Source organism: Roseobacter cerffii (assembly GCF_054226325.1).
The window spans coordinates 720,656-742,221 of record NZ_CM135757.1 but is presented as its reverse complement, the minus strand read 5'-3'; the positions used below and the strand labels follow the sequence as shown (position 1 = coordinate 742,221).

21 protein-coding genes are annotated in these 21,566 nt (G+C 61.2%); 3 read left to right on the top strand and 18 right to left on the bottom strand.

All coding sequences use genetic code 11. The features are described 5' to 3' along the window. Positions 1-221: 221 nt before the first annotated feature. Genes ACVC7O_RS03720 through ACVC7O_RS03690 form a run of 7 tightly spaced genes read right to left on the bottom strand, consistent with a single transcriptional unit; the run spans position 222 to position 6,041 of the window. Positions 222-1,106 (bottom strand): DMT family transporter, encoded by an 885-nt coding sequence (locus ACVC7O_RS03720; RefSeq protein ID WP_458324745.1) that lies wholly within the window; start codon positions 1,104-1,106, stop codon positions 222-224. Then, entirely contained in the window at positions 1,103-1,897 is a 795-nt protein-coding gene (locus tag ACVC7O_RS03715) for an ABC transporter permease (RefSeq protein ID WP_458324744.1), read from the bottom strand. The genes ACVC7O_RS03720 and ACVC7O_RS03715 overlap by 4 nt, the downstream gene beginning before the upstream one ends. After that, the gene (locus tag ACVC7O_RS03710; protein WP_458324743.1) at positions 1,890-2,828 is read right to left on the bottom strand and encodes an ABC transporter permease; all 939 of its coding nucleotides are present in this window, start codon (positions 2,826-2,828) and stop codon (positions 1,890-1,892) included. The genes ACVC7O_RS03715 and ACVC7O_RS03710 overlap by 8 nt, the downstream gene beginning before the upstream one ends. Then, positions 2,825-3,550, bottom strand: coding sequence for an ABC transporter ATP-binding protein (locus ACVC7O_RS03705; RefSeq protein ID WP_458324742.1), 726 nt, complete (start codon positions 3,548-3,550; stop codon positions 2,825-2,827). The genes ACVC7O_RS03710 and ACVC7O_RS03705 overlap by 4 nt, the downstream gene beginning before the upstream one ends. After that, positions 3,544-4,227 (bottom strand): ATP-binding cassette domain-containing protein, encoded by a 684-nt coding sequence (locus tag ACVC7O_RS03700; protein WP_458324741.1) that lies wholly within the window; start codon positions 4,225-4,227, stop codon positions 3,544-3,546. Before ACVC7O_RS03700 ends, ACVC7O_RS03705 begins: the two co-directional genes overlap by 7 nt. Next, on the bottom strand, positions 4,224-5,744 hold the full coding sequence (locus tag ACVC7O_RS03695) for an ABC transporter substrate-binding protein (RefSeq protein WP_458324740.1): 1,521 nt from the start codon (positions 5,742-5,744) through the stop codon (positions 4,224-4,226). The genes ACVC7O_RS03700 and ACVC7O_RS03695 overlap by 4 nt, the downstream gene beginning before the upstream one ends. Before the next feature lie 18 nt (positions 5,745-5,762). Beyond that, a complete protein-coding gene (locus ACVC7O_RS03690) occupies positions 5,763-6,041 on the bottom strand; it encodes a DUF6525 family protein (protein ID WP_458324739.1) in 279 nt (92 codons plus the stop codon). A gap of 105 nt (positions 6,042-6,146) precedes the next feature. Between ACVC7O_RS03690 and ACVC7O_RS03685 the strand changes: the two genes are divergently transcribed. Next, positions 6,147-6,551 (top strand): RrF2 family transcriptional regulator, encoded by a 405-nt coding sequence (locus tag ACVC7O_RS03685; protein WP_458326028.1) that lies wholly within the window; start codon positions 6,147-6,149, stop codon positions 6,549-6,551. Positions 6,552-6,697: 146 nt separating this feature from the next. Here the strand turns inward: ACVC7O_RS03685 and ACVC7O_RS03680 are convergent, their stop codons facing one another. The 11 genes from ACVC7O_RS03680 to ACVC7O_RS03630 all read right to left on the bottom strand — a co-directional run bounded on the left by ACVC7O_RS03680 (position 6,698) and on the right by ACVC7O_RS03630 (position 19,318). Beyond that, positions 6,698-8,197 carry an alkaline phosphatase gene (locus tag ACVC7O_RS03680; protein WP_458324738.1) on the bottom strand — a complete coding sequence of 500 codons (1,500 nt, stop codon included), beginning with the start codon at positions 8,195-8,197 and terminating at the stop codon, positions 6,698-6,700. A 251-nt stretch (positions 8,198-8,448) separates the two neighbouring features. After that, positions 8,449-8,823 (bottom strand): VOC family protein, encoded by a 375-nt coding sequence (locus tag ACVC7O_RS03675; RefSeq protein WP_458324737.1) that lies wholly within the window; start codon positions 8,821-8,823, stop codon positions 8,449-8,451. Between the two features lie 34 nt (positions 8,824-8,857). After that, positions 8,858-11,233: a transketolase gene (locus tag ACVC7O_RS03670; RefSeq protein ID WP_458324736.1), complete on the bottom strand. Its 2,376-nt coding sequence runs from the start codon at positions 11,231-11,233 to the stop codon at positions 8,858-8,860. Beyond that, the gene (locus ACVC7O_RS03665; RefSeq protein ID WP_458324735.1) at positions 11,230-11,628 is read right to left on the bottom strand and encodes a thioesterase family protein; all 399 of its coding nucleotides are present in this window, start codon (positions 11,626-11,628) and stop codon (positions 11,230-11,232) included. The genes ACVC7O_RS03670 and ACVC7O_RS03665 overlap by 4 nt, the downstream gene beginning before the upstream one ends. Before the next feature lies 1 nt (position 11,629). Then, positions 11,630-12,394: a TetR/AcrR family transcriptional regulator gene (locus tag ACVC7O_RS03660; RefSeq protein WP_458324734.1), complete on the bottom strand. Its 765-nt coding sequence runs from the start codon at positions 12,392-12,394 to the stop codon at positions 11,630-11,632. After that, a complete protein-coding gene (locus tag ACVC7O_RS03655) occupies positions 12,391-13,332 on the bottom strand; it encodes a 3-keto-5-aminohexanoate cleavage protein (protein ID WP_458324733.1) in 942 nt (313 codons plus the stop codon). The genes ACVC7O_RS03660 and ACVC7O_RS03655 overlap by 4 nt, the downstream gene beginning before the upstream one ends. Positions 13,333-13,343: 11 nt before the next feature. Then, positions 13,344-15,830 (bottom strand): xanthine dehydrogenase family protein molybdopterin-binding subunit, encoded by a 2,487-nt coding sequence (locus tag ACVC7O_RS03650; RefSeq protein ID WP_458324732.1) that lies wholly within the window; start codon positions 15,828-15,830, stop codon positions 13,344-13,346. Positions 15,831-15,852: 22 nt separating this feature from the next. Then, positions 15,853-16,356: a (2Fe-2S)-binding protein gene (locus ACVC7O_RS03645; RefSeq protein WP_458324731.1), complete on the bottom strand. Its 504-nt coding sequence runs from the start codon at positions 16,354-16,356 to the stop codon at positions 15,853-15,855. Positions 16,357-16,369: 13 nt separating this feature from the next. Further along, positions 16,370-17,230, bottom strand: a complete 861-nt coding sequence (locus ACVC7O_RS03640) for an FAD binding domain-containing protein (RefSeq protein ID WP_458324730.1) — start codon at positions 17,228-17,230, stop codon at positions 16,370-16,372. 18 nt (positions 17,231-17,248) lie between these two features. After that, positions 17,249-18,169 (bottom strand): SMP-30/gluconolactonase/LRE family protein, encoded by a 921-nt coding sequence (locus ACVC7O_RS03635; RefSeq protein WP_458324729.1) that lies wholly within the window; start codon positions 18,167-18,169, stop codon positions 17,249-17,251. Positions 18,170-18,568: 399 nt separating this feature from the next. Beyond that, positions 18,569-19,318, bottom strand: coding sequence for a DUF1028 domain-containing protein (locus ACVC7O_RS03630; protein WP_458324728.1), 750 nt, complete (start codon positions 19,316-19,318; stop codon positions 18,569-18,571). 269 nt (positions 19,319-19,587) lie between these two features. Between ACVC7O_RS03630 and ACVC7O_RS03625 the strand changes: the two genes are divergently transcribed. Both ACVC7O_RS03625 and ACVC7O_RS03620 read left to right on the top strand, forming a co-directional pair. Beyond that, complete coding sequence (locus ACVC7O_RS03625) at positions 19,588-20,559, top strand: ABC transporter ATP-binding protein (RefSeq protein WP_458324727.1); 972 nt, start codon at positions 19,588-19,590, stop codon at positions 20,557-20,559. Beyond that, positions 20,559-21,542, top strand: coding sequence for an ABC transporter ATP-binding protein (locus tag ACVC7O_RS03620; protein ID WP_458324726.1), 984 nt, complete (start codon positions 20,559-20,561; stop codon positions 21,540-21,542). Before ACVC7O_RS03625 ends, ACVC7O_RS03620 begins: the two co-directional genes overlap by 1 nt. The last annotated feature ends 24 nt before the right edge of the window (positions 21,543-21,566 follow it).

The window sequence follows — 21,566 nt, the reverse complement described above, 5'->3', positions numbered from 1 at the left end:
TGCACGACAGCGCGTTCTGTCCAGGAGGGTTACTGAGGTGTAGGCTTTCGTTCCGCGGGGCGACGCACATTCCAAAAGTTCGTTGCTTACGCAGAGACGCAAACACGGAGAACAAGCGCAACGCAAAGATGGGGGCAGTCTGACAACTGAAACCGGGGGGCATCTGTCGCTGCTCACATCGCCGGAGATCAGAGCCTCGCGCTCGCAAATCTGGTTCTCCATCACACGACCCGCGGCTTCTCCGCCGCCGCAATAGCGGCCCCCAGCAGAATCAGGGGCAGTGCAAACAGAAAGCTCGTCGCAAACGAAAGCTTGAAGATCAGAAGGTCGGCTAGAATGGGCCACAGAAGTGCGACGTATTCGAAAGGCGCCAATCTTGTGGCTTCGGCGTAGCGAAAAGCGAGGGTCATTGCGATATGCGCACCCCCCCCAAACAGGCCCGCCCCGATCAGCAGAAGAAGCGCCCAACCACCCGGAGCCACCCATCCGAATGGCAGCGTTGCCAGCGCTCCGAGCATAGACGCAAGAACGAAGTAGAGGGCGATTGCGCCGGGGCTCTCAGTGCGGTTCAGGCTGCGGACCATGATCAACGCCAGCGCCGAGAGGCAGGCGGAGATCAGGGCCAGCAATAGGCCGACGAGACGTGTTCCTGTTGCGCGCTCTCCGCCAATTTCCGGCCAGACCATGACAACCACGCCAGCGAACCCGAGTAAAAGTCCGCCGACCCGCCAGAAGGTCAGGCGCTCGCCAAGCAGTCCCACGGCAGCCATCGCCATCAGGATCGGAGACAGCTGCGCAATGAGGATCGCTTCGGCCACGTTGAGCCGCGCGATGGCGGCGAAGGAGGCAAAGAGCGCCAGGGCTCCGAAACCTGCCCGCAGCAGGTGGCCGAGCGGTCTTTTGGTGGCCAATCCTCGAGGGAACTCGCGCCGGATCCATAAGAAAACGATCAACGGGATCAGGGCAAAGGCGGATCGGAAAAAGACAATCTCGCCCAGCGGCACGTCCGCGCTGACAGCTTTGACACAGACGAACATACCCGCCATCAGCACCCCGGACAGGATCCGCAGCCCGATGCCGAGGCCCGGGCGGTCGGCACCGGTCATTCCCGGCGCTCCTGTTCGGCAAGTGCATCGCGCAAGGCGTCCCCGGTCAGATGGATGGCGAGGACACAAAGCACCACTGCGAGACCCGGCCAGATCATCTGAAGCGGCGTTGAGCGCATGTGAATGCGCGCGTCCAGCAGCATGGTGCCCCATTCGGGCATCGGCGGCTGGACGCCAAACCCAAGAAACCCGAGTGCCGAGATCCCCAGAATCGCACGAGCAAACATGCCGGTCCAGACCACGGTGAGGGACGGCAGTAGTGACGGCAGATAGTGCCAGCGGGCAATGGCAAGCGGCGACAGGCCGGCCAGTTGGGCCTGAACAACGTATCCACGGGTTTGGATGGACAAGCCGATGCCCCGGGCAACGCGCGCATAGCGCATCCATGCGGTCACCGTCAGCGCAAAGATGAGGCTGCCGGTTCCAGCCCCCAAGACCCCGGCGATGACGACGGCTGCAACCAGTTCCGGGAAAGCCAGGAAGGTATCCGTTGTCCGCATCACCGCCCAATCAACCAGCTTGCCCCCTTGCGCCGCAATCAGACCCATCAGCGTGCCGATAGCCAAGCCAATGATGGAGATCAGGAAAGCAAGCCCGAGGGACCAACGCGCCCCGTGCAGCAGCCGCGACAGGATATCTCGGCCCAAGGCATCAGTCCCCAGCGGCCACTCGGCACTTGGCGGGCTCAGGCGGTTTGGGATGTTGATCTGCGTGGGGTCGTGGGGTGCCAGTATTGGCCCGAGCAACGCAAGCAGCACAAAGACGGTGACCAGCAAACCGACACTACGCATCCCGGTCTCCGATCCTGGGATCAAGGGCGCGATAGATCAGATCGATCAGCAGGTTGATGGTTACAAAAAACACTGCCGTCAGCAGAACGACGGCCTGCACCTTGGGGAAGTCGCGGGCGCCGATGGCGCTTACCAGAAAGCTGCCAAGACCCGGGCGTGCGAAGATCACTTCGATCATGACGACGCCCTCCAAGAGGAACGCCAGTTCCAAACCGAAGACCGTCACGACCGGGATGGCAGCATGTGGAGCAACATGGTCGCGTTCGATGTCGCGGTCTGCCACACCACGGCGTCTTAGGGCGGGCAGGAAGGGTTGGCCACGTGCCTCCAGAATGCCGGATCGCAGGATGCGTGTGAAGGAGGCCGCAACGCCCAGCCCCAGCGTGAGGGCGGGTAGGATGATGTGGGCGGGCGTGCGTGCGCCCATGGCCGGAAGCCATGCGAGTTGGACGGCGAAGAGCAGGATAAGCAAGAGACCCAGCCAGTAGGCCGGGATCGCCGCTCCGATCGAGGCTAGCGCCACGGCAAACCGATCCAGCCAACTGCCCGGTCGTCGCGTGGCGAGCAGAGCCAGCGGTACCGAGATGGCGATGCCAACGGTGAGGCCCGCAAGCGCCAGCAGCATGGTGTCGGACAGGGCCGAGACAAGGTCCGGCCAGACATCCCGCCCGGTGACGGAAGACTGTCCGAAATCCCCGACCAAAAGAGGCGCAATCCAGGCGTGAAAGGCAGGCCAGAACCCGGCGTCCAGTCCGGCCTCGGACCGGATTTGATCCACAACTTCGGGCGGCACTACGAGGTTGTACCGTGCCAGAGCAATGGCCAGCGCGGGATCGCCGGGCGCATGCCACAGCAGCGCAAAGGTTGCCAGTGCTGTGCCCGTCAACACGACAGCGGCGCGCAAGATCAGGCTGGCGGTGAAGTGGATCATGCCACCAGTTCCAGAGCCCCGAGCGAGAAGGCCGCGTCGCGCAAGGTGCGACCATAGTCCGTTTGCGGCGCTTCGACGAAGGCGCGCGCCTCGGTCAGCTCTTCGACGCGACCGGCGCGCAGGACGGCGATATCATCTGCGAAAGCGGCGGCGTAGCCCAGATCGTGCGTCACGATCAGGGCGGCAAAGCCTTCCGCGCGCTGCAACTCCGCGATCAGGCGCGCGGTGTGTTTTTGGGTGACCGCGTCGAGCGCCGACAGCGGTTCGTCGAACAGAACCAGCGGTGGTGCTGCAATCAGCGCCCTCAGAATGCCGACCCGCTGCGCCTGCCCAATGGATACCTGTGCGGGACGGCGAGCCAGCAGATCGGGTGAAATCTCCAAGCCTTCGCACAGGTGATCCAACCGCTTCGGGTCCCGGGGTCTGCCCTGCGCCACCAGTGGCTCCATCACCGACCGGAGCAGCGACAGGCGCGGGTTAAAGGCACTGCGCGGCTCTTGCATAACCAGCGCAGGCCGACAGCGCGGCACAGGCGCATTGTCCCAGGTCACGTGGCCGGAAATGCACGGCACGAGGCCGAGAATGGCGCCGATCAACGTGGACTTGCCCGCTCCACTTTCGCCGACAACCGCAAGTGTTCGGTTCGCCGCGAGGGACAGAGAGATATCCTCCAAGGTCACGGCAGACCCGCGCTGGACCGAGACATGCTCGACGCTCAGCATGGTAGTTCGAGCCAATTGCGATGGGCGCAAAGCGACTTGGCCGCCTGTGTTCCGGGCGCTGACAAAAACTGTGCCGTTGGGGCATCTTCGACAATCCGTCCGGCCTCCATCACCATCAGCCGGCCAACGCGCCGAGCCGCCAAACCAAGATCATGCGTGATGAGGAGGAGCGCTGTCTGTCTGTCCTGTAAATAACTGTCGAGTAGGTCCATCGTGTCTGCCGCCACCACCGGATCCAGGGCCGAGGTCGGCTCGTCCATCACCAACAGGCTGGGCGTGCCGATCAGGGCCATCGCGATGACAAAGCGCTGCTGCATACCCCGGCTCCACCCCCAGGGGCGTTTGCTCATATCGCCGCCCTCGATCCGCAGCGCTGCAAAGAGCTCTGCTTGTCGCGCCGCATCCGGTGCGACGTTCAACGCGCGTTCGGCCTCGCGCCAGTGAAAGGACATGGACCGGAGCGGGTCGAGCGCCTCGTCCGGACTTTGCGGCACATGGGCGACACTCTGGCCTTCCGTGCGCAGCGCATCGATGAGCGCATGACCGAGCGTCGACTTGCCAGAGCCCGACGCGCCAACAAGCCCGACACGTTCGCCGGGCCCGATGTGCACGTTTGTGGGATGCAGGATAGTGCGGCCCGAGCGCACAGCACTCAGGCCGGAGGCGGCAATTGTCATTCGATCAAGGCAGTCTCATGCGTGATCCAATAGGTTTCAGTCGGATGTACGGCGTAGCCCGTCAAGCCAGCCCGTGCGACATTGGTCTGGCTGACGTGAAACACGGGGATCATAGCCGCCTCTGCAGCGATGATCTCCTGCACGCGATCGTAAATCTCCGCCCGCGCTTCCTGATCGAATGTCGTCCGCCCATCCGCCAGCAACTGGTCCAGTTCGGCATTGCTGTACCCACCGGCATTGGACCCGCCAGTGGACTTGAGCAGCGCCTCCAGAACGGCACCCGGGTCGCCCTGCGGCGTCGTCACCCACGCCTGCAGGAACATGTCCGCGGTCCCGTCCGCAATCGCATCGTTGCTGGCGCCATATTCCCCCACGCGCACATTCGCCGTAACGCCAATCGCCTGTAGGAAGGCTTGGGTCAGCTCAGCCGTGGGCGGCAATGCGGCGCGGGAGGAATAAGTCACGATGTCGATCTCAAGCGGGGCGCCGTCCAGCATCCAGAGGCCGCCGTCCTTGGTGGCACCGGCCTCGGCCAGAAGCGTCTCGGCCAGGGCCGGATCATAAACAGGCGCGATGTCCGCCGCCCATCCCATTCCATCCGGATAGACGGTGCTTGCGGGCACGCCGCCGACACCAGACAGGGCTGCATCCACGATCCCCTGACGATCAATCGCAGCCGAAATTGCGCGCCGGATGAGCGGGTTGGCCATCGGGCCGCTGGCGGCGTTCATGGTGTAGAAATAGAGCCGGGCCGTCGGCGCCGCGAAACCAAGCGCCCCGGTCTCCTGAATGCGCGTGAAGTCCGTCTCGGGATAGTTGATCACCATATCAACCTCGCCCGCCTCGAAGGCGAGCGCCGCTGCTCCAGGATCGGGAATGCCGACGACGCGCACCTCTTCGAAGCCAGGCGCGCCAAGGCGGTAGTCTGTATTGGCCTCGACACGATACAGCTGCTCGGGAATGGCTTCGCGGAAGACATAAGGGCCTGTGGCGTTGATCGGAAACTCATCCGATGCGGTGCCAAGGACGGCAAGGCCAGGCTCCGACAGGCTCCACGGGAAGGCGGCATTGGGGCTGTTCGTTTCAAACACGATAACGCGGTCCCCATCGGCAGATATCGAGGCCAGGTCGAGCAGGTTTGCGATGCGCGCATTGTAGCCCGGGTGACCTTCTTCGGAAATCGGGGCAATCGCGTCGACCACGGCCTGCGCCGTCACAGGCGTGCCGTCGTGGAACGCTAGGCCCTCGCGCAGCATGACGCGCCATGTTGTCGGGGAAGTCTGTTCAAGACCAGCCGCCAGCCGTGGATAGAGGTTCAACTCGTAATCGATGCCCATCAGGGTTTCCGTGACGCCAGTCTGGTTCGACATCCAGCCATTGTACCCCGCACGCGGGTCGGGCACCTCGGCCGTTGGCCCAAAACCCACGGAGATAGTGAAGCTCCCCTCCTGCGCCGATGTGGGCAGCGCGCCAAACGCCAAGAGGGCGGCAACAGCAAGTTTCGTCATGAACGACATGGGCGATTTCCTTCAGGCTTATGGGTTGGGCAGAACTTGAGCGGCGTAGCTGTCGCGGGCCAGCGTTCGGGCCTCGGCTTTCGAAAGTGAGGAGAGCGCCTCCTCAACACTCAACCCTTTGGCCTGCGCGTTTTGCCAAATGCGGCGCGCAGATGCCGGAGACCAGGGCAAGGCCGCCTGACCGAGCCAGCGGCGCAGCGGGGCTGGCAATGCATCATAGGTCTGCATGGGATCACCAGAGCGGCGCTTGGCGCGGAGGCTTGTCTGCCCCAGGTTGCGGGCGGGTTGTCGAGACATTCTATTCGCCGGAAATTTGAGATATCCACTCACGCAACTAGCGAAGTTACTAGATACACGCAACACATAATGTTACGTGACACGACAGATGCGCGGAGAACCACATTGAAGCGAAACAGTCGCCTGTCCCTGGCCCTTCACACCCTTAGCCATATGGCTGGCGACCCAGGTCGGATGCGCACCTCGGCCGATATCGCGGAGCATGCGGGTACAAATCCCGTGGTCGTAAGGCGTGTCCTGGGCAGGCTGCGTGAGGCGGGGTTGCTGGCTTCCGAAAAGGGACATGCGGGAGGCTGGCGATTGGCACGCGCGCCCGAGGCAATCACACTCGCCGATGTCTATCTCGCCCTGGACGAAAGACTCGTCGCAAGCGGCCAGATCAACGATGCCCCCGCGTGTTCCGTGGAACATGCATTGCACGAGCGTGTCTCAAGTGTTTTGGAAGATGTCGAACGGAGCTTGATTGAAAGGCTCGGCGAAACCTCGATTTCCGAGGTGCTCGCCACCTGAGCAGTGCGCGCGGACGCCTGCTCCGAACTGGCACTCGAGATGTGATTTCTCTACGAGGCTCGGTCACATCTGTTTCTCCGGCTTCTTTATCGAAACGCTGCGCCCGAACGCAACAGCAGCTTCATCAAACGTAACGATCAAATGGATCAGGCAGACACTGCACGGCGCCGCAGCCCTGCAATCAACCCCACGCCGACGAGCAACATCCATCCCGCCGCGGGAAGTGGGACCGGTGTGGGTGCCACCAGTCCTGCAGCCTCCCGGATAGCCGGGTTGACCCCCGTGATGTCGATGTAGCGCCCGTCGTTGAATCCAAGGACAGACGTGAGAAACGGATCCTCTCCAACCACCATGGACAGAAACGCCTCGGACCCCGCGCCGTTTGCCCACAGCAGGGTGTTCTCGGTCGTGTGGTTGTCGGAATGCCAAAGAACACCGGGCAACACACCCTTCCCATTGTTCTCGATCGGTTGAAACGGGACGGTGTCAGAATTCGGACCCATCGGCGCGCCATTGCCGTGATCTGTCAGCACGATCATCAGCGTTTCATCCCAAGACGAATTGGCCATCACCCAGTCCACGGCGGTGCCCACCGCGCGATTGAAATCGATCTGCTCCTCGATCACCCGCCCCGTCGCGTTTGCGTGCGCCATCCAGTCGACGGCCCCGCCTTCGACCATCAGAAACAAGCCATCGTCATCTTTGCCAAGATGATTGAGCGCCCCGGCCGTCATCGTTGCTAGCGTCGGCACATTGGGCAGCAGTTCGTGACCTATTGGGAAGCCAAGGTTGGGGGACCCGGGCGCGTTCGGGTCCAGCGGTGTCGTGAAGGGGTCGCGGTTGGCCTTCAGCGTTGCGCCAGCTTGCGGAAGGCCGATCAGGCGTCCGTCGATCTCCAGCGAGCCGTCGGCCAGCGCTTCGAAATCCGACGTGGATTCGATCAGTGTCATGGGCGCGCCGGGCGCATTCAGAGCGCTCCAGTCTTCCTCCGACAGCCAGTTGAACTCCGGAGTGGCCAGCCGCTGCGCATTGTCGTCATAATTGGGGTTGCCGCCGCCCATGATCAGATCAAGCGTGCCCTCGTTGATCATCTGATGGGCAATCGCGTGGTTGTCGTTGCGGCTGACGTTCTGCGCCCCGAAGACCGCTGGCGTTGCATGGCTGAAACCAACGCTGGAGACCACGCCAGTCGACCGGCCGGAAGCCTTCATGTCTTGCGTTATGAAAGGCAACGGGTTGCCATCAGGATCGGACGAAATCCGACCGTTGGTTGTTTTCACACCGGTGGCGAGGGCCGTCCCAGCTGCCGCGCTGTCCGTCGCGCCCTGCTTGATCCTTTTGTATCCCTCGATGAAGTCGCCGTCACCGGTTGGTGTGGTATCCCAGGCTGCCTCTGGATCGTATCTTTGTTGCGGGTTCGAGAAAGGCTCGGTTGTCATCCCCAGCTTGACCGAGAAGTCGTCGTATGGCTGCCGCCCCTTCTCGCCGAATTCCCAGTAGCTGGCCATATCAACGGTGCCCCAGGACGCCCCGTCGGAGATGAACAGAATGACGTTATCGACCGTCGCAGCCAAAGAGGGAGTCGGAGCAATCAGCGCGCAGGCCGTGGCAATGGCCGCGGTGCAGTTCTTGAAGGGGTCTTGCATGAATTCGTCTCCCAAAAGCATCCCGATCCGACCCGCATTCGGGACGGAGCGGATCGATGCTTTGAGAGTGAACTCGGGTGAAAAACACTGGGTGACGAAACTATGAAGTTTTTGCAAAGCCTGCGGTGGGTGCTGATCACACGGACGCCAGATGCGCGAATGGTTTTGTCAGGTTACAGAAGCGAAAAAATGCTACGCATAGCCCGCGGCGGGGTCAGGTGAAGCAGCGTGATTGAGCCGACCAGCGTCGGTCACATTTCATCCGCTGGAAAATCAACATGTATATGATTGCCGTCGCAATCCTCGACGTTGACTTGAACGATTGGCAGCCCGGGCACGCGCACCACATCGGCGACAATACCGTTGTCTTCCAGTCGTTTGATAAAAGCGGAGTAGCCCGTGGCCTTGAGCGCGAAATGCTCGATCTTGGGTTCGACCGATGCGCAGTCCTGTTCCACCTCAACCAGATGAACCATCGCATGATCCCCTGAATAGAGCCATGCCCCCCCAAAGCCGAAGTCCGGTCGGGGACCGCTTTTCAGTCCCAGATACTTCTCGTACCACTGTATCATCTCGTCGAGCTTGCTCGTCCGGACGTTTACATGATCGAGCCGTTGGATCTCCATGTGAGCGCTCCCTTCCTTGGTATGATCTCTGCGCTTAAAGACGCGCGAGGCTGATTGGTCGGCCAGCGCTGAGCCGGTCGAGAGCTGACAGGATCGCGTGCCGGTCAATGCCAAAGTGATGATAGAGGTCTGCCACTGTACCAGTTTGACCGAAATGCTCCACACCGAGACTGACTGTGGGATGGCCATGCACGCCGCCGACCCAACTCAGCGTGGCGGGATGGCCATCGATCACGGTAATCAGCGTGGCATGTCGCGGGACCGAGGCCAGAAGGTTTTCAATGTGTGAGGTGGCACCAGCGTTTCCGTGGGCGCGCTGCCGCTGCGCCGACTGCCACCCCGCGTTCAGCCTGTCAGCGGAGGTCACCGCAAGTACGCCAAGATCGCGTCGGTCTGCGCCCACATGCCCAGCGGCTGCGATCGCCTCGGTTGCAACCCCACCTTGATAGACCAGAACCGCTTCACAGTTCGGGCCCGGTTCGCGCAGCCAGTATGCTCCGTCCAGAATACCTTGCCGCCGCGGCTTGGACATCGGCAGTCTCATCTGCTCGATTGGGCGCGTGGTCAGGCGCAGATAAACCGAGCCGCCTGTTTCATCCCGAAGCCAGGTGCGTTCGTCGGGATCGCCTTCTCCATCGCGCTGCAGGTAGTCGAACGACCACTCCATGATAACGGCCAGCTCATCGGCAAAAGCAGGCTCGAACGCTGCAAGACCGTCCTGGCTCATCCCGATCAGCGGTGACGCGATGGATTGATGCGCGCCACCCTCGGACGCCAGAGACACACCGGAAGGCGTGCCGACGAGGATAAAGCGGGCGTCCTGGTAGCAGGCGTAGTTGAGCGCATCAAGCCCACGGCTGACGAAGGGATCATAGAGCGTGCCGATGGGGATCAGCCGTTCTCCAAACACGGAATGCGACAGACCTGCTGCCCCGAGGAGCAGGAAAAGGTTCATCTCTGCGATACCCAGCTCAAGATGCTGACCAGACGGCGAAAACCGCCATTTCTGCGTGCTCGGGACACGCTCATCCCGGAAAGTGTCGGGGACCTCCTGCCGGGCGAAGAGACCGCGGCGGTTTACCCACGGGCCGAGGTTTGTCGATACGGTTACGTCAGGCGAGGTTGTCACGATGCGCGTGGACAGATCACTGTCGCCCTTTGCCAGTGCGTCGAGTATTCTGCCGAAAGCGGCCTGGGTCGAGGTCGTTGTTTCCCCAGGTACTATGATTTCGGGCACGGAGACACGCTCAGCGCGGCGGCGGCGTGGGCCTTCGGCGAAAAACGGGGCGCGGCTGAGACAGGCGCGGACATCCGCTTCATCGACGTCCAGACCCTCGAAGAGATCCCATTCGTGGCCTTTGCGGACCCCCATCTGCTCTCGGAACCGCTCCATCTGAGCTTCGGTCATCAGCCCCGCGTGGTTGTCCTTATGACCCGCCAGCGGTGTGCCCCACCCTTTTACGGTGTAGGCGATGAAGGCCACTGGCTCATCGTGATCGATACCTTGAAACGCCGACATCAGCGTTTCAAGGCAGTGGCCTCCGAGGTTTTCCATCAAACCGGCAAGGGCGTCGTCGCTGTAGCTTTCAATTAAGCCTCGCGTGTCGCCCTCGTCACCGAGATCGGCAAGCAGCCGCATCCGCCACGCCGCTCCCCGCTGAAACGTGAGCGCGGAGTACACCGCGTTCGGACACGCGTCGATCCATGCACGCAATCGCTCACCGCCAGGGCGCTTGAAGGCCTCGCGTTGCAGCACACCATACTTCAACACTTCGACATGCCAGCCAAAGGCCCGGAAGATGTCGGTGACCCGGGAGTACAGACCCTCGCGCACCACGCCGTCCAGGCTTTGACGATTGTAATCGATCACCCACCAGGTGTTTCGGAGCCCGTGCTTCCAGCCTTCTTGCAGGCATTCATAGATATTGCCCTCGTCCAGCTCCGCGTCTCCGACCAGCGCAATCATCCGCCCCTCGTCGCGCGGCGCACTCCACGCTTTGGCCTGGATGTAGTCCTGTACCATCGACGCGAAGGCCGTGATCGCGACACCGAGCCCAACCGATCCTGTCGAGAAATCGACATCATCGACATCCTTTGTGCGGCTGGGATAACTCTGGGCACCTCCGTAACCGCGGAACCTTTCCAGGTTTTCACGGGTCTGATTGCCCATAAGGTACTGGATCGCATGAAATACCGGCGAGGCGTGCGGTTTGACCGCCACCCGGTCTTCCGGTCGCAGCGTGGCGAAATAGAGCGCGGTCATGATCGTGACCATGGAGGCCGATGACGCCTGATGACCGCCGACCTTGATCTCATCCTTCTCGCGGATGTGGTTGGCGTTGTGGACCATCCAGCACGCGAACCAGAGCAGCTTCTTTTCGATCGCACGGAGGAGTTTCGGGTCGGTCATTGTCTGTCCTCGGCGATGTCGCAGAGCGTCTTCTCTTTGACGATCGCCCGGGCGATCCGGCCCTCGCCCACGACACCCGATGCGTCTTCGGTCTTAACGGTGAACCAGAAGAGCTTGCCGTCCTGCTCAGAGAATGTGGCTGTCGAGGTGACGCGAGCGCCGACCAGTGTCGGCGCCTGATGCCGCACGTCGACGTGCACGCCCACGCAGACGTCGCCCTCGTCAAGCAACGGGCGCATTAGCTCGGCACAGGCGCGCTCCATGTGGGCGACCACAAAAGGGGTGCCGAAAACACAGGGCAGCTTGGGCCCGGTTTCGTGCGACAGAGACGCCGCCGTTCGCGCCATATCGACATCTGCAGAGAAACTGGCGGACTGACCGATTTCCAGTGTCATGTCACGCTCCATGTCTGTTTGTCAGGCCGCTCAGCGACTTGAACCCTGCCGTCTGGAACCTGACGAGTGTTTCAAGGCTTTCGGACGGCCCGCGCCCCACGCCTTTCGACTGTCCAAGGCGGGCTGGACGGCCCGTGTCGGCACACAGCCCCAGCATCGCAGCGACCATGGCCGAAAACCCCTCGATCACGTCGGCCTCGGGCACATCCGGCAGGGTGCGACGAAACTCGATCAGGTATTCCCGTGCCGTCGCATCATAGTGACGGGCGATGATCTCTGTGCCGAGCGGGGAGTTCGCCAGGCGACCCATCAGGGCGGCATAGGTTCTCCAGCCTTTGTCCCCTTCCCCCGCTGACAGCACAAACGGGCTGATGTAATCGCGCACGAGCGTTTCGATGGGAATCTGGGCCCCCGGCGAAGCCCCTCTGGCAGCGGTCAAGGCGGCCATCCTGAGTTCGGTCATGATCACGGACCGCCGCGCGATTACGGTATCAAAAAGCGCGTCCTTCGGCCCGAAGTGATACCCGACCGCGTGCAACTGAACGTCCGCCGCGTTGGCAACATCCCGCAGCGTGGCCCCGTCATAACCCTCGTCCGCAAAGAGCTGTTCGGCAGCATCGAGGATGCGTTCGCGTGTCCCGTCAGATGATTTCCCCTTCGGACGCCCTGGCTTTCGCGATGACGCCTTCTTCGGGGTCGGCGGGGTGGCCGCGAAGGCGGTCTCCAAGCTGATCTCCTCATCCAACCGGTCCATGCCTTGCGTCACGCCGCACCTTTCCTGTCCAACCGCTTCGGCGAAAGCTGCAGAATCTCCGCGGCCTCTTCAGGCGTTGCAGCGCGTAGCCCCAGGCCTTGCAGAATGGTTTTCACCTGCCGGACCTGTTCGGCATTCGATGTCGCCAGTCGACCGGGTCCAGACCAAAGCGAATCCTCCAGCCCGACACGGACATGCCCACCCGACGCAGCAACCGTCGCAGCGACGCGCATTTGATGCGCCCCAGCGCCGAGCGCAGACCAAACCAGATCCGAGCCGAAGAGCCGTTCGGCGGTGCGGCGCATATGGGTGATGTCGTCCACATGCGCACCGATCCCGCCCATCAGGCCAAAGACCGTCTGCACGAAGAACGGCGGCTTAACCGCGCCGATTTCCGCAAAGTGCGCCAGATTGTAGAGGTGGGAGGTGTCATAGCATTCGAACTCGAACCGCGTCCCGTTCTCACTGCAGGCCTGCAGGATGTGTGAGATGTCGCTATAGCTGTTGCGGAAGACCAGATCGCGGCTGTTTTCCAGATGCTCTCGCTCCCAATCATGCCGGAAATCCGAGTGGCGCTTCAGCATCGGGAAGAGCCCCATATTCATCGATCCCATGTTGAGCGAGGCGAGCTGTGGCGCCAGTTCACGCGCGGGCGCGACACGCTCGGCTGCTGTCATGTAAGGGCTGCCACCGGTGGTCAGGTTGAGCACCGCATCAGTCGCCGCAGCCAGAGGGCCGACGATGCGCTGAAACGCCGCCACGCTCTGGTCCGGCCGTCCTGTCTCCTCGTCACGCCCGTGGAGATGCAGGACGGTTGCACCTGCCTCGGCTGCCTCGACGGCGGAGGCCACAATCTCTTCAGCCGTCACCGGAAGATGCGGAGACATCGACGGTGTATGGATGGCGCCGGTGATGGCGCAGGTGATGATGACCGGTCTCGGGTTTGCCATTCTACTCTCTTCTACTCTGCGGCAAGCGCCGCTTCCGCCTCCCGGATCAAACCCCGCAGAACGGGCGGGGTCACCGGCAGTGCGGAAATCCTAACGCCTTTTTCGCGCAGCGCATCCTCGATTGCGGTCGTCAGGGCAGAAGGTGCACCCAAGCGCCCGCCTTCGCCACCGCCCTTGATCCCGTATTCGGTGTAAGGGCTTGGTGTTTCGACATGACCGAGCTTGAGGTTGGTCGGCATTTCATGCGCCGAGGGCAGCGCAAACTCCGCGAAGTTGGGGTTGGTGAATTGCCCGTCTTCGTCATAGATGAACTGCTCGGTCAGGGTTGTACCGATGCCATTTGCCGTGCCGCCCCAAACCTGCCCACCAAGGGTGCGCGGATTCACGATGGTGCCGTTGTCATGTACGGCTGCGTAGTCAAGGATCTCGACCTTGCCCGTCGCAGGATCAACCTCAACCGCCGCCATGTGGCAGATATGCCCGACAATGGGATAGAAGATGCCGAGATGCTCCCGCTCGGGGTGCGGTTCGGCGGAGATGGGATGGTCATAGACCGCGGTCGTCTCGAGCCCGCTGTCGAACTCTTCCCCATCGGGAAAGCTCAACCGGAAGAAGCTCGACATCAAGGCAATCTCGGCAAAACTCTTGGCCTGATCTTCGAGCCCGTCTTTGACCGCGACGCTACCGCCCCGGAGTTCCAGGTCCTCGGGACGCCTTTGCAGCAAGTGCGCCCCAAATCGCTTCAGCTTCTCCTCAAGGCGGATCGACGCTGTGACACAGGCCCCGGTGACCATGGCGGTAAAGCGGCTGCCCTGCGGGCCGACGCCGTTGAATCCGGTCTGGCTGTCGGCGTAGTTGAACGCGATGTCCTCGGGCGCAACGGTCAGACGCTCCGCCAGAACCTGGGTCACCACGGTCTCGGGGCTCGTGCCCACCATACAGGAATTGAGCGTGACAAAGAGCTTGCCCGAGGGATCAAACCGGGCCGAAATCCCTTCCGGCGTCGAGGTGAGCGTGAAGCCAGGCGTCTCCTTGTTGTTCAGAAACCACCATTCGGTCGGGCCATATACGCTGCGCTCCATGCAGGTGGCCACACCGACACCCACGCAGCGCCCTTCGGCGCGGGCGGCGGCGGCCTTCTGCTTCCAGCCGTCAAGGTCGAACAAAGACTTTGCCTGTGACAAGACTTCCTGGAAGTTGCCGCTGTCATAGATATTCCCCGTCGTGATCATGTAGGGAAACTCGTCCGGCTGGATCATGTTCTGCTCACGCAACTCCACGGGGTCGCGGGCGAGCTCTTCTGCCGCCGCATCCGCCATGCGTTCCATCACCCAATTCGTGACTTCCGAGCCGAAGCCGCGATAGGGGCCCTGCTGGCACTTGTTAGTCAGCACGGCAATCACCCGCATGGCGAAGCTTTCGATCCGGTAAGGGCCGGTCACCTGGGCCATGGCATTGCCGTGGGTCCCAACGCCAAACTGGAGATAGGCGCCGTAGTCATCGAGAACAGTGAACCGCAGGGACTTGAAGGTGCCATCGTTCATCACCGCCAGCTCACAGTCATAGAGCCTGTCCGAGCCGTGACTGTCCGAATTGGTGAAATGCTCGAGCCGATCCTCAATGTATTTCACCGGCACACCGGCCAGCCGCGACAGACCAGCGGTCAGGATGATGATCTTGTGGATGAAGACCTTTGAGCCGAAGCTACCACCGGTCAGCACCGGGACCAGGCGCAACTCTCCGGGGGACACCCGCAGGCTGCCACCGATCACGAAGGGAATGAAGTTGTAGAAGTTGGTGTTGGCGTGGATCGTGTAGCCGCCCTTGAACGCATCGTACTCCGCGACGACACCACAGGTTTCGATGGCCTGGGCCGAGGACCGGTTCCAGCGCAGACGCCGCTTGATGATCTTATCCGCGCCCGCGAAATCGTCTTCGACCGGGCCGAAGCTGAAGCTCTCGTCAAGCGCGCTATTGCTGTCACGATCTTCAGGGTGCAGCACGGCATCTCCCGTTGCGTCGAGCGCCGCCTCGATGTCCACATTCGCGGGAAGCACCTCCCACTCAACCTCCACCAGGGCCGCCGCATCTTCGGCGATATAGCGATCCTCCGCCACAACGGCGGCGACCACCTCCCCGACATGGCGCACCTTGTCGATACAGATGGCATGCTGGGTCACCGGAGGAGATGCGAAACTTGGGCACGGATCGACAACCGTTGCGAGATCAGCGCCTGTATACACACCGATCACACCCGGTAGCGCCGTGGCCTTCGACGTATCAATGGAGACAATGCGCGCGTGCGCGTGCGGGCTGCTGACCATGGCGGCGTGGGCCATGCCCGGCACAACGACATCGTCCACATAGCCGCCTTTGCCAGCCAGAATGCGTGGGTCTTCCACCCGTTTCATGCTTTGGCCGATCCAGGTCATCCCGGCACGTGGCTTCTCCCGCTGACGGCTCGGCGGGATGACGTTGCTTTTCAGATGCGAAGTCATGATCTTCCTCCTTTGCCGGTCGTCAGGCGGTTTGCAATGCATCATCGGCCTGCTCAGCGCGCAGCTTCTTCGCTGCCGAGCGGATCGCGTCGATGATGTATTCGTAGCCGGTGCAGCGGCATAGATTGCCCGAGATCGCCTCGCGGATATCCGCGTCCGAGGGGTCTGGGTTTTCGGCCAGCAACTCCTGTGCGGCGGCCAACATGCCCGGGGTACAGAAACCGCATTGCAGCCCGTGCTCTTCCCAGAACGCTTCCTGGATGGGATGCAGTGTGCCGGCACTGCCATATCCTTCCACGGTGGTGAGCGAGGCGCCATCGGCCTGAACGGCAAACATCAGGCAGGCGCGCACAGCCACGCCGTCAACAAGAATAGTACAGGCCCCGCAGACCCCATGCTCGCACCCCACATGCGTTCCCGGAAGGGCAAGATCCTGTCTGATAAAATCACTGAGCAGTTTCCTTGGCGCGACTGTAGCCTCGCGTTTACGTCCGTTGACGATCAGTTCTATTGCTATCTTTTTCATGTCACCCTCCCCTTCAACTGGCGCGATCAACTGCCGCGGCGAGCGCACGCGGCACCAAAGCGCGCACAAGATCGCGCTTGTAATCGGCGGTCACGGCGCCAGAGCCCGACGGCTCCAGCGCGTCGGCTGCCGTAGCTGCGACCGCTTCGAACAGGTCAGCCGACGGGGCTTGCCCGGAGAGGGCGTCCTCGATATCGCGCAGACGCATCGCGGCCACACCCACTCCGGCAGCTGCGATGCGGACGTCTGTCAGCGCGCCCCCATCCACGCGCAGCATGCAGGCGATGGCCGCCCAAGCGAAATCACCCTTGCGCATGCTCACTTCCTCGAAGCCCCAGCCGCTCCGTGGAGCGGGTTTTGGTATTCGGACTTCCACCAGCATCTCGTCGTCATCGCGTAGCGTTTCATAGGTTCCGACAAAGAAATCCGTAGCCGCAACGTCACGTGTGGACCCGTCGCGCGCAAGGACCAGAGAGGCGTCCAATACCTGAGCTATTGCTGGCATTTCAGAGGCCGGATCAGCATGACAGAGGTTGCCACAGAGTGTTCCGCGATTGCGCACCGCCTTATGTGCGATCCACTCGTACGCGTGGGCCATCAGGGGCACAGTCTTGGCAATCAAGGGGGACGACTGGATCACAGCGTGGCGGGCAAGCGCGCCAATTGCGATCGTGTCTCCATTGTCGCGGATGTAATCCAGTTCGGACAGGCGATTGATGTCAATCAAATGCTCAGGCTGTGCCAGCCGATAGTTCATCATCGGCACAAGGCTTTGCCCACCCGCGATGATGCTCGCGCTATCGTGGGCACCCAGCAGGGCGAGCGCGCCCTGCAGGTCCTCTGGCCTGTGATAGTCGAAAGGCGCTGGTTTCATGATTTCCTCCCTGTTTTCTCAGCCGGCGAAGCGGGGCTCCGCAATGCCGCGGATCCCGAGACCGCGAATACGAAAGAGCCCCCCTGCCGCGAATTGTGGCTTCGCTTCGACGGCGAAGTTGTCATGGCTTGCCGGATGGCTCACGCGCGCCATCGATGTGACGTAAATCTCGTCGAGGTCCGGCCCGCCGAAGATGACAGACGTAATGTTTTTGACCGGCATCGAAATCTTCCGGTCGATCTGGCCGTCCGGCGCATAACGAATAAGATCACCCGAGATGACCTGCGCATTCCAAAGGTAGCCTTCAGCATCGACGGTTGAGCCATCGGCAAATCCTGCGTCGTCGGAGGTGGATGCAAAGACGCGCCGATTTGAAACCGCGCCAGTATCGATGTCGTAGTCGTAGGCCCAGATCTCGTTCTTGAATGTATCTGCGAAGTAAAATGTGCTGTCGTCCGGGCTCCAACAGGGGCCATTCGAACAAATGATCCCACTTTCGACTTTGGTTAGGCTCAGATCGGGGTCCAGCCGCCAGAGACCGCAAACGCCAAGCTCTTCCTGGTCATCCATGCCGCCAGCGAAAAACCGGCCCCGACGGTCGCACTTTCCATCATTCAGCCGAGCGCGCGTCGGATCATCATCAACTTTGGCGATCAATTGGGTTTCGCCTGTGCCGAAATTGAAGCCGTAAAAACCATCGGACAGGGCAAGGACTGCCCCGCCGTCCTTGCGCAACGCCATCGCGCCAACATCCGCATCCAGTGACCAGCTTCTGACCTCGCCGCTCTCCGGATCAAGACGCCAGATCGCGTCCTTCCCAACCCGCCTGCCGGTGCTGTCCACCCAGTAGAGACACTGGTCAGCGACATCCCACACAGGTCCTTCGCCGAGGTGATTATCGGCAGTGAGAAGGCATTCGATGGTGAATTCTGGCGTCACGCGTAATCCTACGATTCGCTCGATTGCCAATCATTCTAATAATTATTTGTACGATTGTATAATAAAAATTAAACTGCGGCTGTAATGCAGCGACATCTAGCTCTCGTTTCCAGTTGATCTGCGTCAGCAGCGCGACGGCTTTGCACTTGGACGATTTGACCTTTGTACACTGCCGATCTTGACGCGATTGCAGGCTCGTCCATCTGTCTTTTTGAAAGCCACGAGCACCACAGCGAAGCCTTTATCGAAGAGGCTAAATCTCCACTGTCAGACAGCGCGTTCGCAGGCGCTTAAACCAGCACAAAGGCGGTCAGCTGCGTCTTGACACGCGCCAGGCAACCGCGAGAACGGCCTGCAACGACAGAAAGTGACAGCTTCGATGTCATCGAAAGCGAGGGATCAAGGCACATCCACAGCCAACGATCTCGATTTGACACCGTGTTCTTTGCGATGTTTCTCCATTTGAGCAATGGCTTCATCGAGAGGGCTGCGATCCACCATGCCAGAAAAGTTGTCGGTAGTAGCCATCGCTTGCGCAAACAAGGCGTAGCGCTCATCGCTCACGGCCAGTAGCCGCCGAAGCTCCCACAAAGGATCCGAATGGTCATCGGCGCGGATGTCGATCAATGGATAGGGCTGCCGCTTGAAGATCACCAGAGCGGCGGCCTGGCGGCCACGTCTGTCCCCACCCGCAGCCTCACCCGCCTCCATCGCGGTCAGCAACCTGTCGGCAAAGGGCAACTCCGGGTGGTCAAGGAAACTCACCAGCGTCTTCTGAATGACTTCGGGGCCGACAAGCATGTTCCCGGCAACCGAAACGTCGGGGGCGGAGACATGCCCCGCCCAAGGCACGCAATCAGAGCCTGTATGCTGGATCATCTGGCCATCCGGTGCGAGGAAATGCGCCTGCCTTGAACCTTGACCTGCATCGCGAGCCACGAAATCGGCTAGAATATCAGCGGGCGGCTCTCCCGCGTCCAGCCGCGACAGCCCCTCGATGCCCCAGAGCGGGTTGACGAAGGCCTGACTGGCAACCGCAGCGGTGGGCGACACCCATGGAACTTGAACACCGCAGGCAAAGAAGCGGCTGGCCACCGCAATGCCGATCTCGCCGGTTTCCGAATGTCGAGCAACGATTGAATAGGTCATGGTGCACCTCTTCCGATCTGGTGTGACAGCATCTGACATCTTGAGGGGCAACACCACGCCGTCGCGGCTATGCCATCCTAAACCAGGATATCAGCAACAGACTACCAGACAGGCGCCCAAATAAAATGCATCCACAGCGCGCGCGAAAATTTCTGCATATAAAACAGGCTCAAACAACTTCGTGAGCCGGGTTTTGGCGCCTAAGAAACTGTCAATCAGCATCCAACAAGCTAACTCAGCATTAACTTGTTACCTGCCGGACGGCATCCATGAACCTGCTGGAAATTGAAAACTTGACGGTTGAACACCAGTCCGACGGTGTGACAACAAAGCTGGTGGATGATCTGTCATACACCGTGGCGCCCGGCGAAACTCTGGCAATCGTTGGGGAATCCGGGTCGGGCAAATCTCTGTCTTCCCTTGCCGTCATGGGTCTGCTGTCGAGCGATCTGCGGATCGCGTCCGGTTCGATCAGGATGGATGGGACCGACCTTGTGGACCTGTCGCCCGAACAGATGCGTCAACGGCGTGGGCGCGACATGTCGATGGTGTTTCAGGAACCCATGACGTCCCTCAACCCGGTCCGCACGATCGGCAGCCAGATCACGGAGAGCATCGAAGAGAACCTTGGCCTCTCCAAAGCAGAGGCGCGGCAGCGGGCGATTTCGCTGTTGAACGAAGTGGGCGTGGCCGATGCCGAACGACGAATGCGCCAATATCCGCATCACTTCTCAGGCGGAATGCGGCAGCGCGTGATGATTGCAATCGCACTCGCGGCGTCACCCAAGCTCATCATCGCGGATGAGCCAACCACCGCGCTGGACGTCACCATCCAAGCGCAGATCCTCGATCTGATGGCCGGGATTTGCCGCGAGCACAAAACGGCGCTGATCCTGATCACGCACAACCTCGGGATCGTCGCACGCTATGCAGACCGGGTAAATGTGATGTACGGCGGGCGGATCGTGGAAACCGGCTCTGCAGCCGATGTGTACCACGCGCCGCATCATCCCTACACGCAAGGACTCCTGCGCTCCGTTCCGCGGCTGGACCAAAGCCGCAGAGAGCCGTTGCAGCCGATCATGGGCAACCCAGCAGACCCCTTCACGACCATAAGCGGATGCAGGTTCCACCCACGGTGCCAGTATGCTCAGGAGAGATGCCGCACCGAGGTGCCTCGCTTCGACGGCAAGACCGCCTGCCACTATCCCCTCGCTTCTGAAAAGCGGGAAGCATCCTGATGGGCCAGCCGATTCTGAGGATCGAGGGTGTTTCGGTGCATTTTCCCGTACGGAGGGGTGTGTTGCAACGGAAGGTCTCCGAGGTGAAAGCCGTCGAGAACGTGACGCTTTCGCTCAACCGCGGTGAGGCGTTTGGCCTCGTGGGTGAGTCCGGCTGCGGCAAGACGACTCTGGCCCGAACCGTGCTGCGGCTGGTCGACGCCACGGAAGGTGCGATCTGGTTTGATGGCAAGAATATCACTGATCTCAAGGGCAGATCGCTGGCGCCCTATCGCAAACGGGTTGCCGCCGTTTTCCAGGACCCGTTCTCCTCATTGAACCCCCGAATGAAAGCGGAGGCGATCATTGCCGAGGTCTTGGCCGTCCATGCGTATCGGGGAAACATACGGGAGCGTGTGGTTGAATTGATGGGGCTCTGCGGGCTGTCGGAGCGTTTTGTCGACCTCTACCCTCACCAGATGTCCGGCGGACAGCGTCAACGCGTCGGGATCGCGCGAGCCCTTGCACTTGAGCCAGATCTGATCGTCTGTGACGAAGCGGTTTCCGCGCTCGACGTCTCGATCCAGGCGCAGATCATCAACTTGCTGGAAGACCTGCGGGCGCGTCTCGACCTGACATACCTCTTCATCGGCCATGACCTGTCAATCGTGCGCCATCTCTGCGACAGAGTTGCGGTCATGTACCTTGGGCGGGTGATGGAGAGTGCAAGTTCCGAAGAACTCTTTGCCAATCCTCAGCACCCCTACACGCAGGCGTTGATAGACGCGGTGCCCAACCCTGACCCGCTGTCTGAAAGCACAAGGGACCACGTGACGCTCAAAGGCGAAGTGCCCAGCCCGCTCGATCCGCCATCAGGCTGCGTGTTCCATCCCCGCTGCCCCATCGCAATGGATGTATGCAGAAGGACGGTTCCGGCAGCCGAGTTGCTCAGACCCGGCCATGTTGCCGCCTGTCACGCAGCAGCATCGCAACACAACAATTGAATGAAAAAACTACCACCAACAGGA

Excerpts from the sequence above, each read along its gene's own strand:
- ACVC7O_RS03625 (WP_458324727.1), top strand. The coding sequence starts at position 19,588 with ATGAACCTGCTGGAAATTGAAAACTTGACGGTTGAACACCAGTCCGAC.
- ACVC7O_RS03640 (WP_458324730.1), bottom strand. The coding sequence starts at position 17,230 with ATGAAACCAGCGCCTTTCGACTATCACAGGCCAGAGGACCTGCAGGGC.
- ACVC7O_RS03710 (WP_458324743.1), bottom strand. The coding sequence starts at position 2,828 with ATGATCCACTTCACCGCCAGCCTGATCTTGCGCGCCGCTGTCGTGTTG.
- ACVC7O_RS03650 (WP_458324732.1), bottom strand. The coding sequence starts at position 15,830 with ATGACTTCGCATCTGAAAAGCAACGTCATCCCGCCGAGCCGTCAGCGG.
- ACVC7O_RS03665 (WP_458324735.1), bottom strand. The coding sequence starts at position 11,628 with ATGACACTGGAAATCGGTCAGTCCGCCAGTTTCTCTGCAGATGTCGAT.
- ACVC7O_RS03715 (WP_458324744.1), bottom strand. The coding sequence starts at position 1,897 with ATGCGTAGTGTCGGTTTGCTGGTCACCGTCTTTGTGCTGCTTGCGTTG.
- ACVC7O_RS03620 (WP_458324726.1), top strand. The coding sequence starts at position 20,559 with ATGGGCCAGCCGATTCTGAGGATCGAGGGTGTTTCGGTGCATTTTCCC.
- ACVC7O_RS03670 (WP_458324736.1), bottom strand. The coding sequence starts at position 11,233 with ATGACCGACCCGAAACTCCTCCGTGCGATCGAAAAGAAGCTGCTCTGG.
- ACVC7O_RS03700 (WP_458324741.1), bottom strand. The coding sequence starts at position 4,227 with ATGACAATTGCCGCCTCCGGCCTGAGTGCTGTGCGCTCGGGCCGCACT.
- ACVC7O_RS03675 (WP_458324737.1), bottom strand. The coding sequence starts at position 8,823 with ATGGAGATCCAACGGCTCGATCATGTAAACGTCCGGACGAGCAAGCTC.
- ACVC7O_RS03630 (WP_458324728.1), bottom strand. The coding sequence starts at position 19,318 with ATGACCTATTCAATCGTTGCTCGACATTCGGAAACCGGCGAGATCGGC.
- ACVC7O_RS03680 (WP_458324738.1), bottom strand. The coding sequence starts at position 8,197 with ATGCAAGACCCCTTCAAGAACTGCACCGCGGCCATTGCCACGGCCTGC.
- ACVC7O_RS03720 (WP_458324745.1), bottom strand. The coding sequence starts at position 1,106 with ATGACCGGTGCCGACCGCCCGGGCCTCGGCATCGGGCTGCGGATCCTG.
- ACVC7O_RS03695 (WP_458324740.1), bottom strand. The coding sequence starts at position 5,744 with ATGTCGTTCATGACGAAACTTGCTGTTGCCGCCCTCTTGGCGTTTGGC.
- ACVC7O_RS03655 (WP_458324733.1), bottom strand. The coding sequence starts at position 13,332 with ATGGCAAACCCGAGACCGGTCATCATCACCTGCGCCATCACCGGCGCC.
- ACVC7O_RS03645 (WP_458324731.1), bottom strand. The coding sequence starts at position 16,356 with ATGAAAAAGATAGCAATAGAACTGATCGTCAACGGACGTAAACGCGAG.
- ACVC7O_RS03705 (WP_458324742.1), bottom strand. The coding sequence starts at position 3,550 with ATGCTGAGCGTCGAGCATGTCTCGGTCCAGCGCGGGTCTGCCGTGACC.
- ACVC7O_RS03690 (WP_458324739.1), bottom strand. The coding sequence starts at position 6,041 with ATGTCTCGACAACCCGCCCGCAACCTGGGGCAGACAAGCCTCCGCGCC.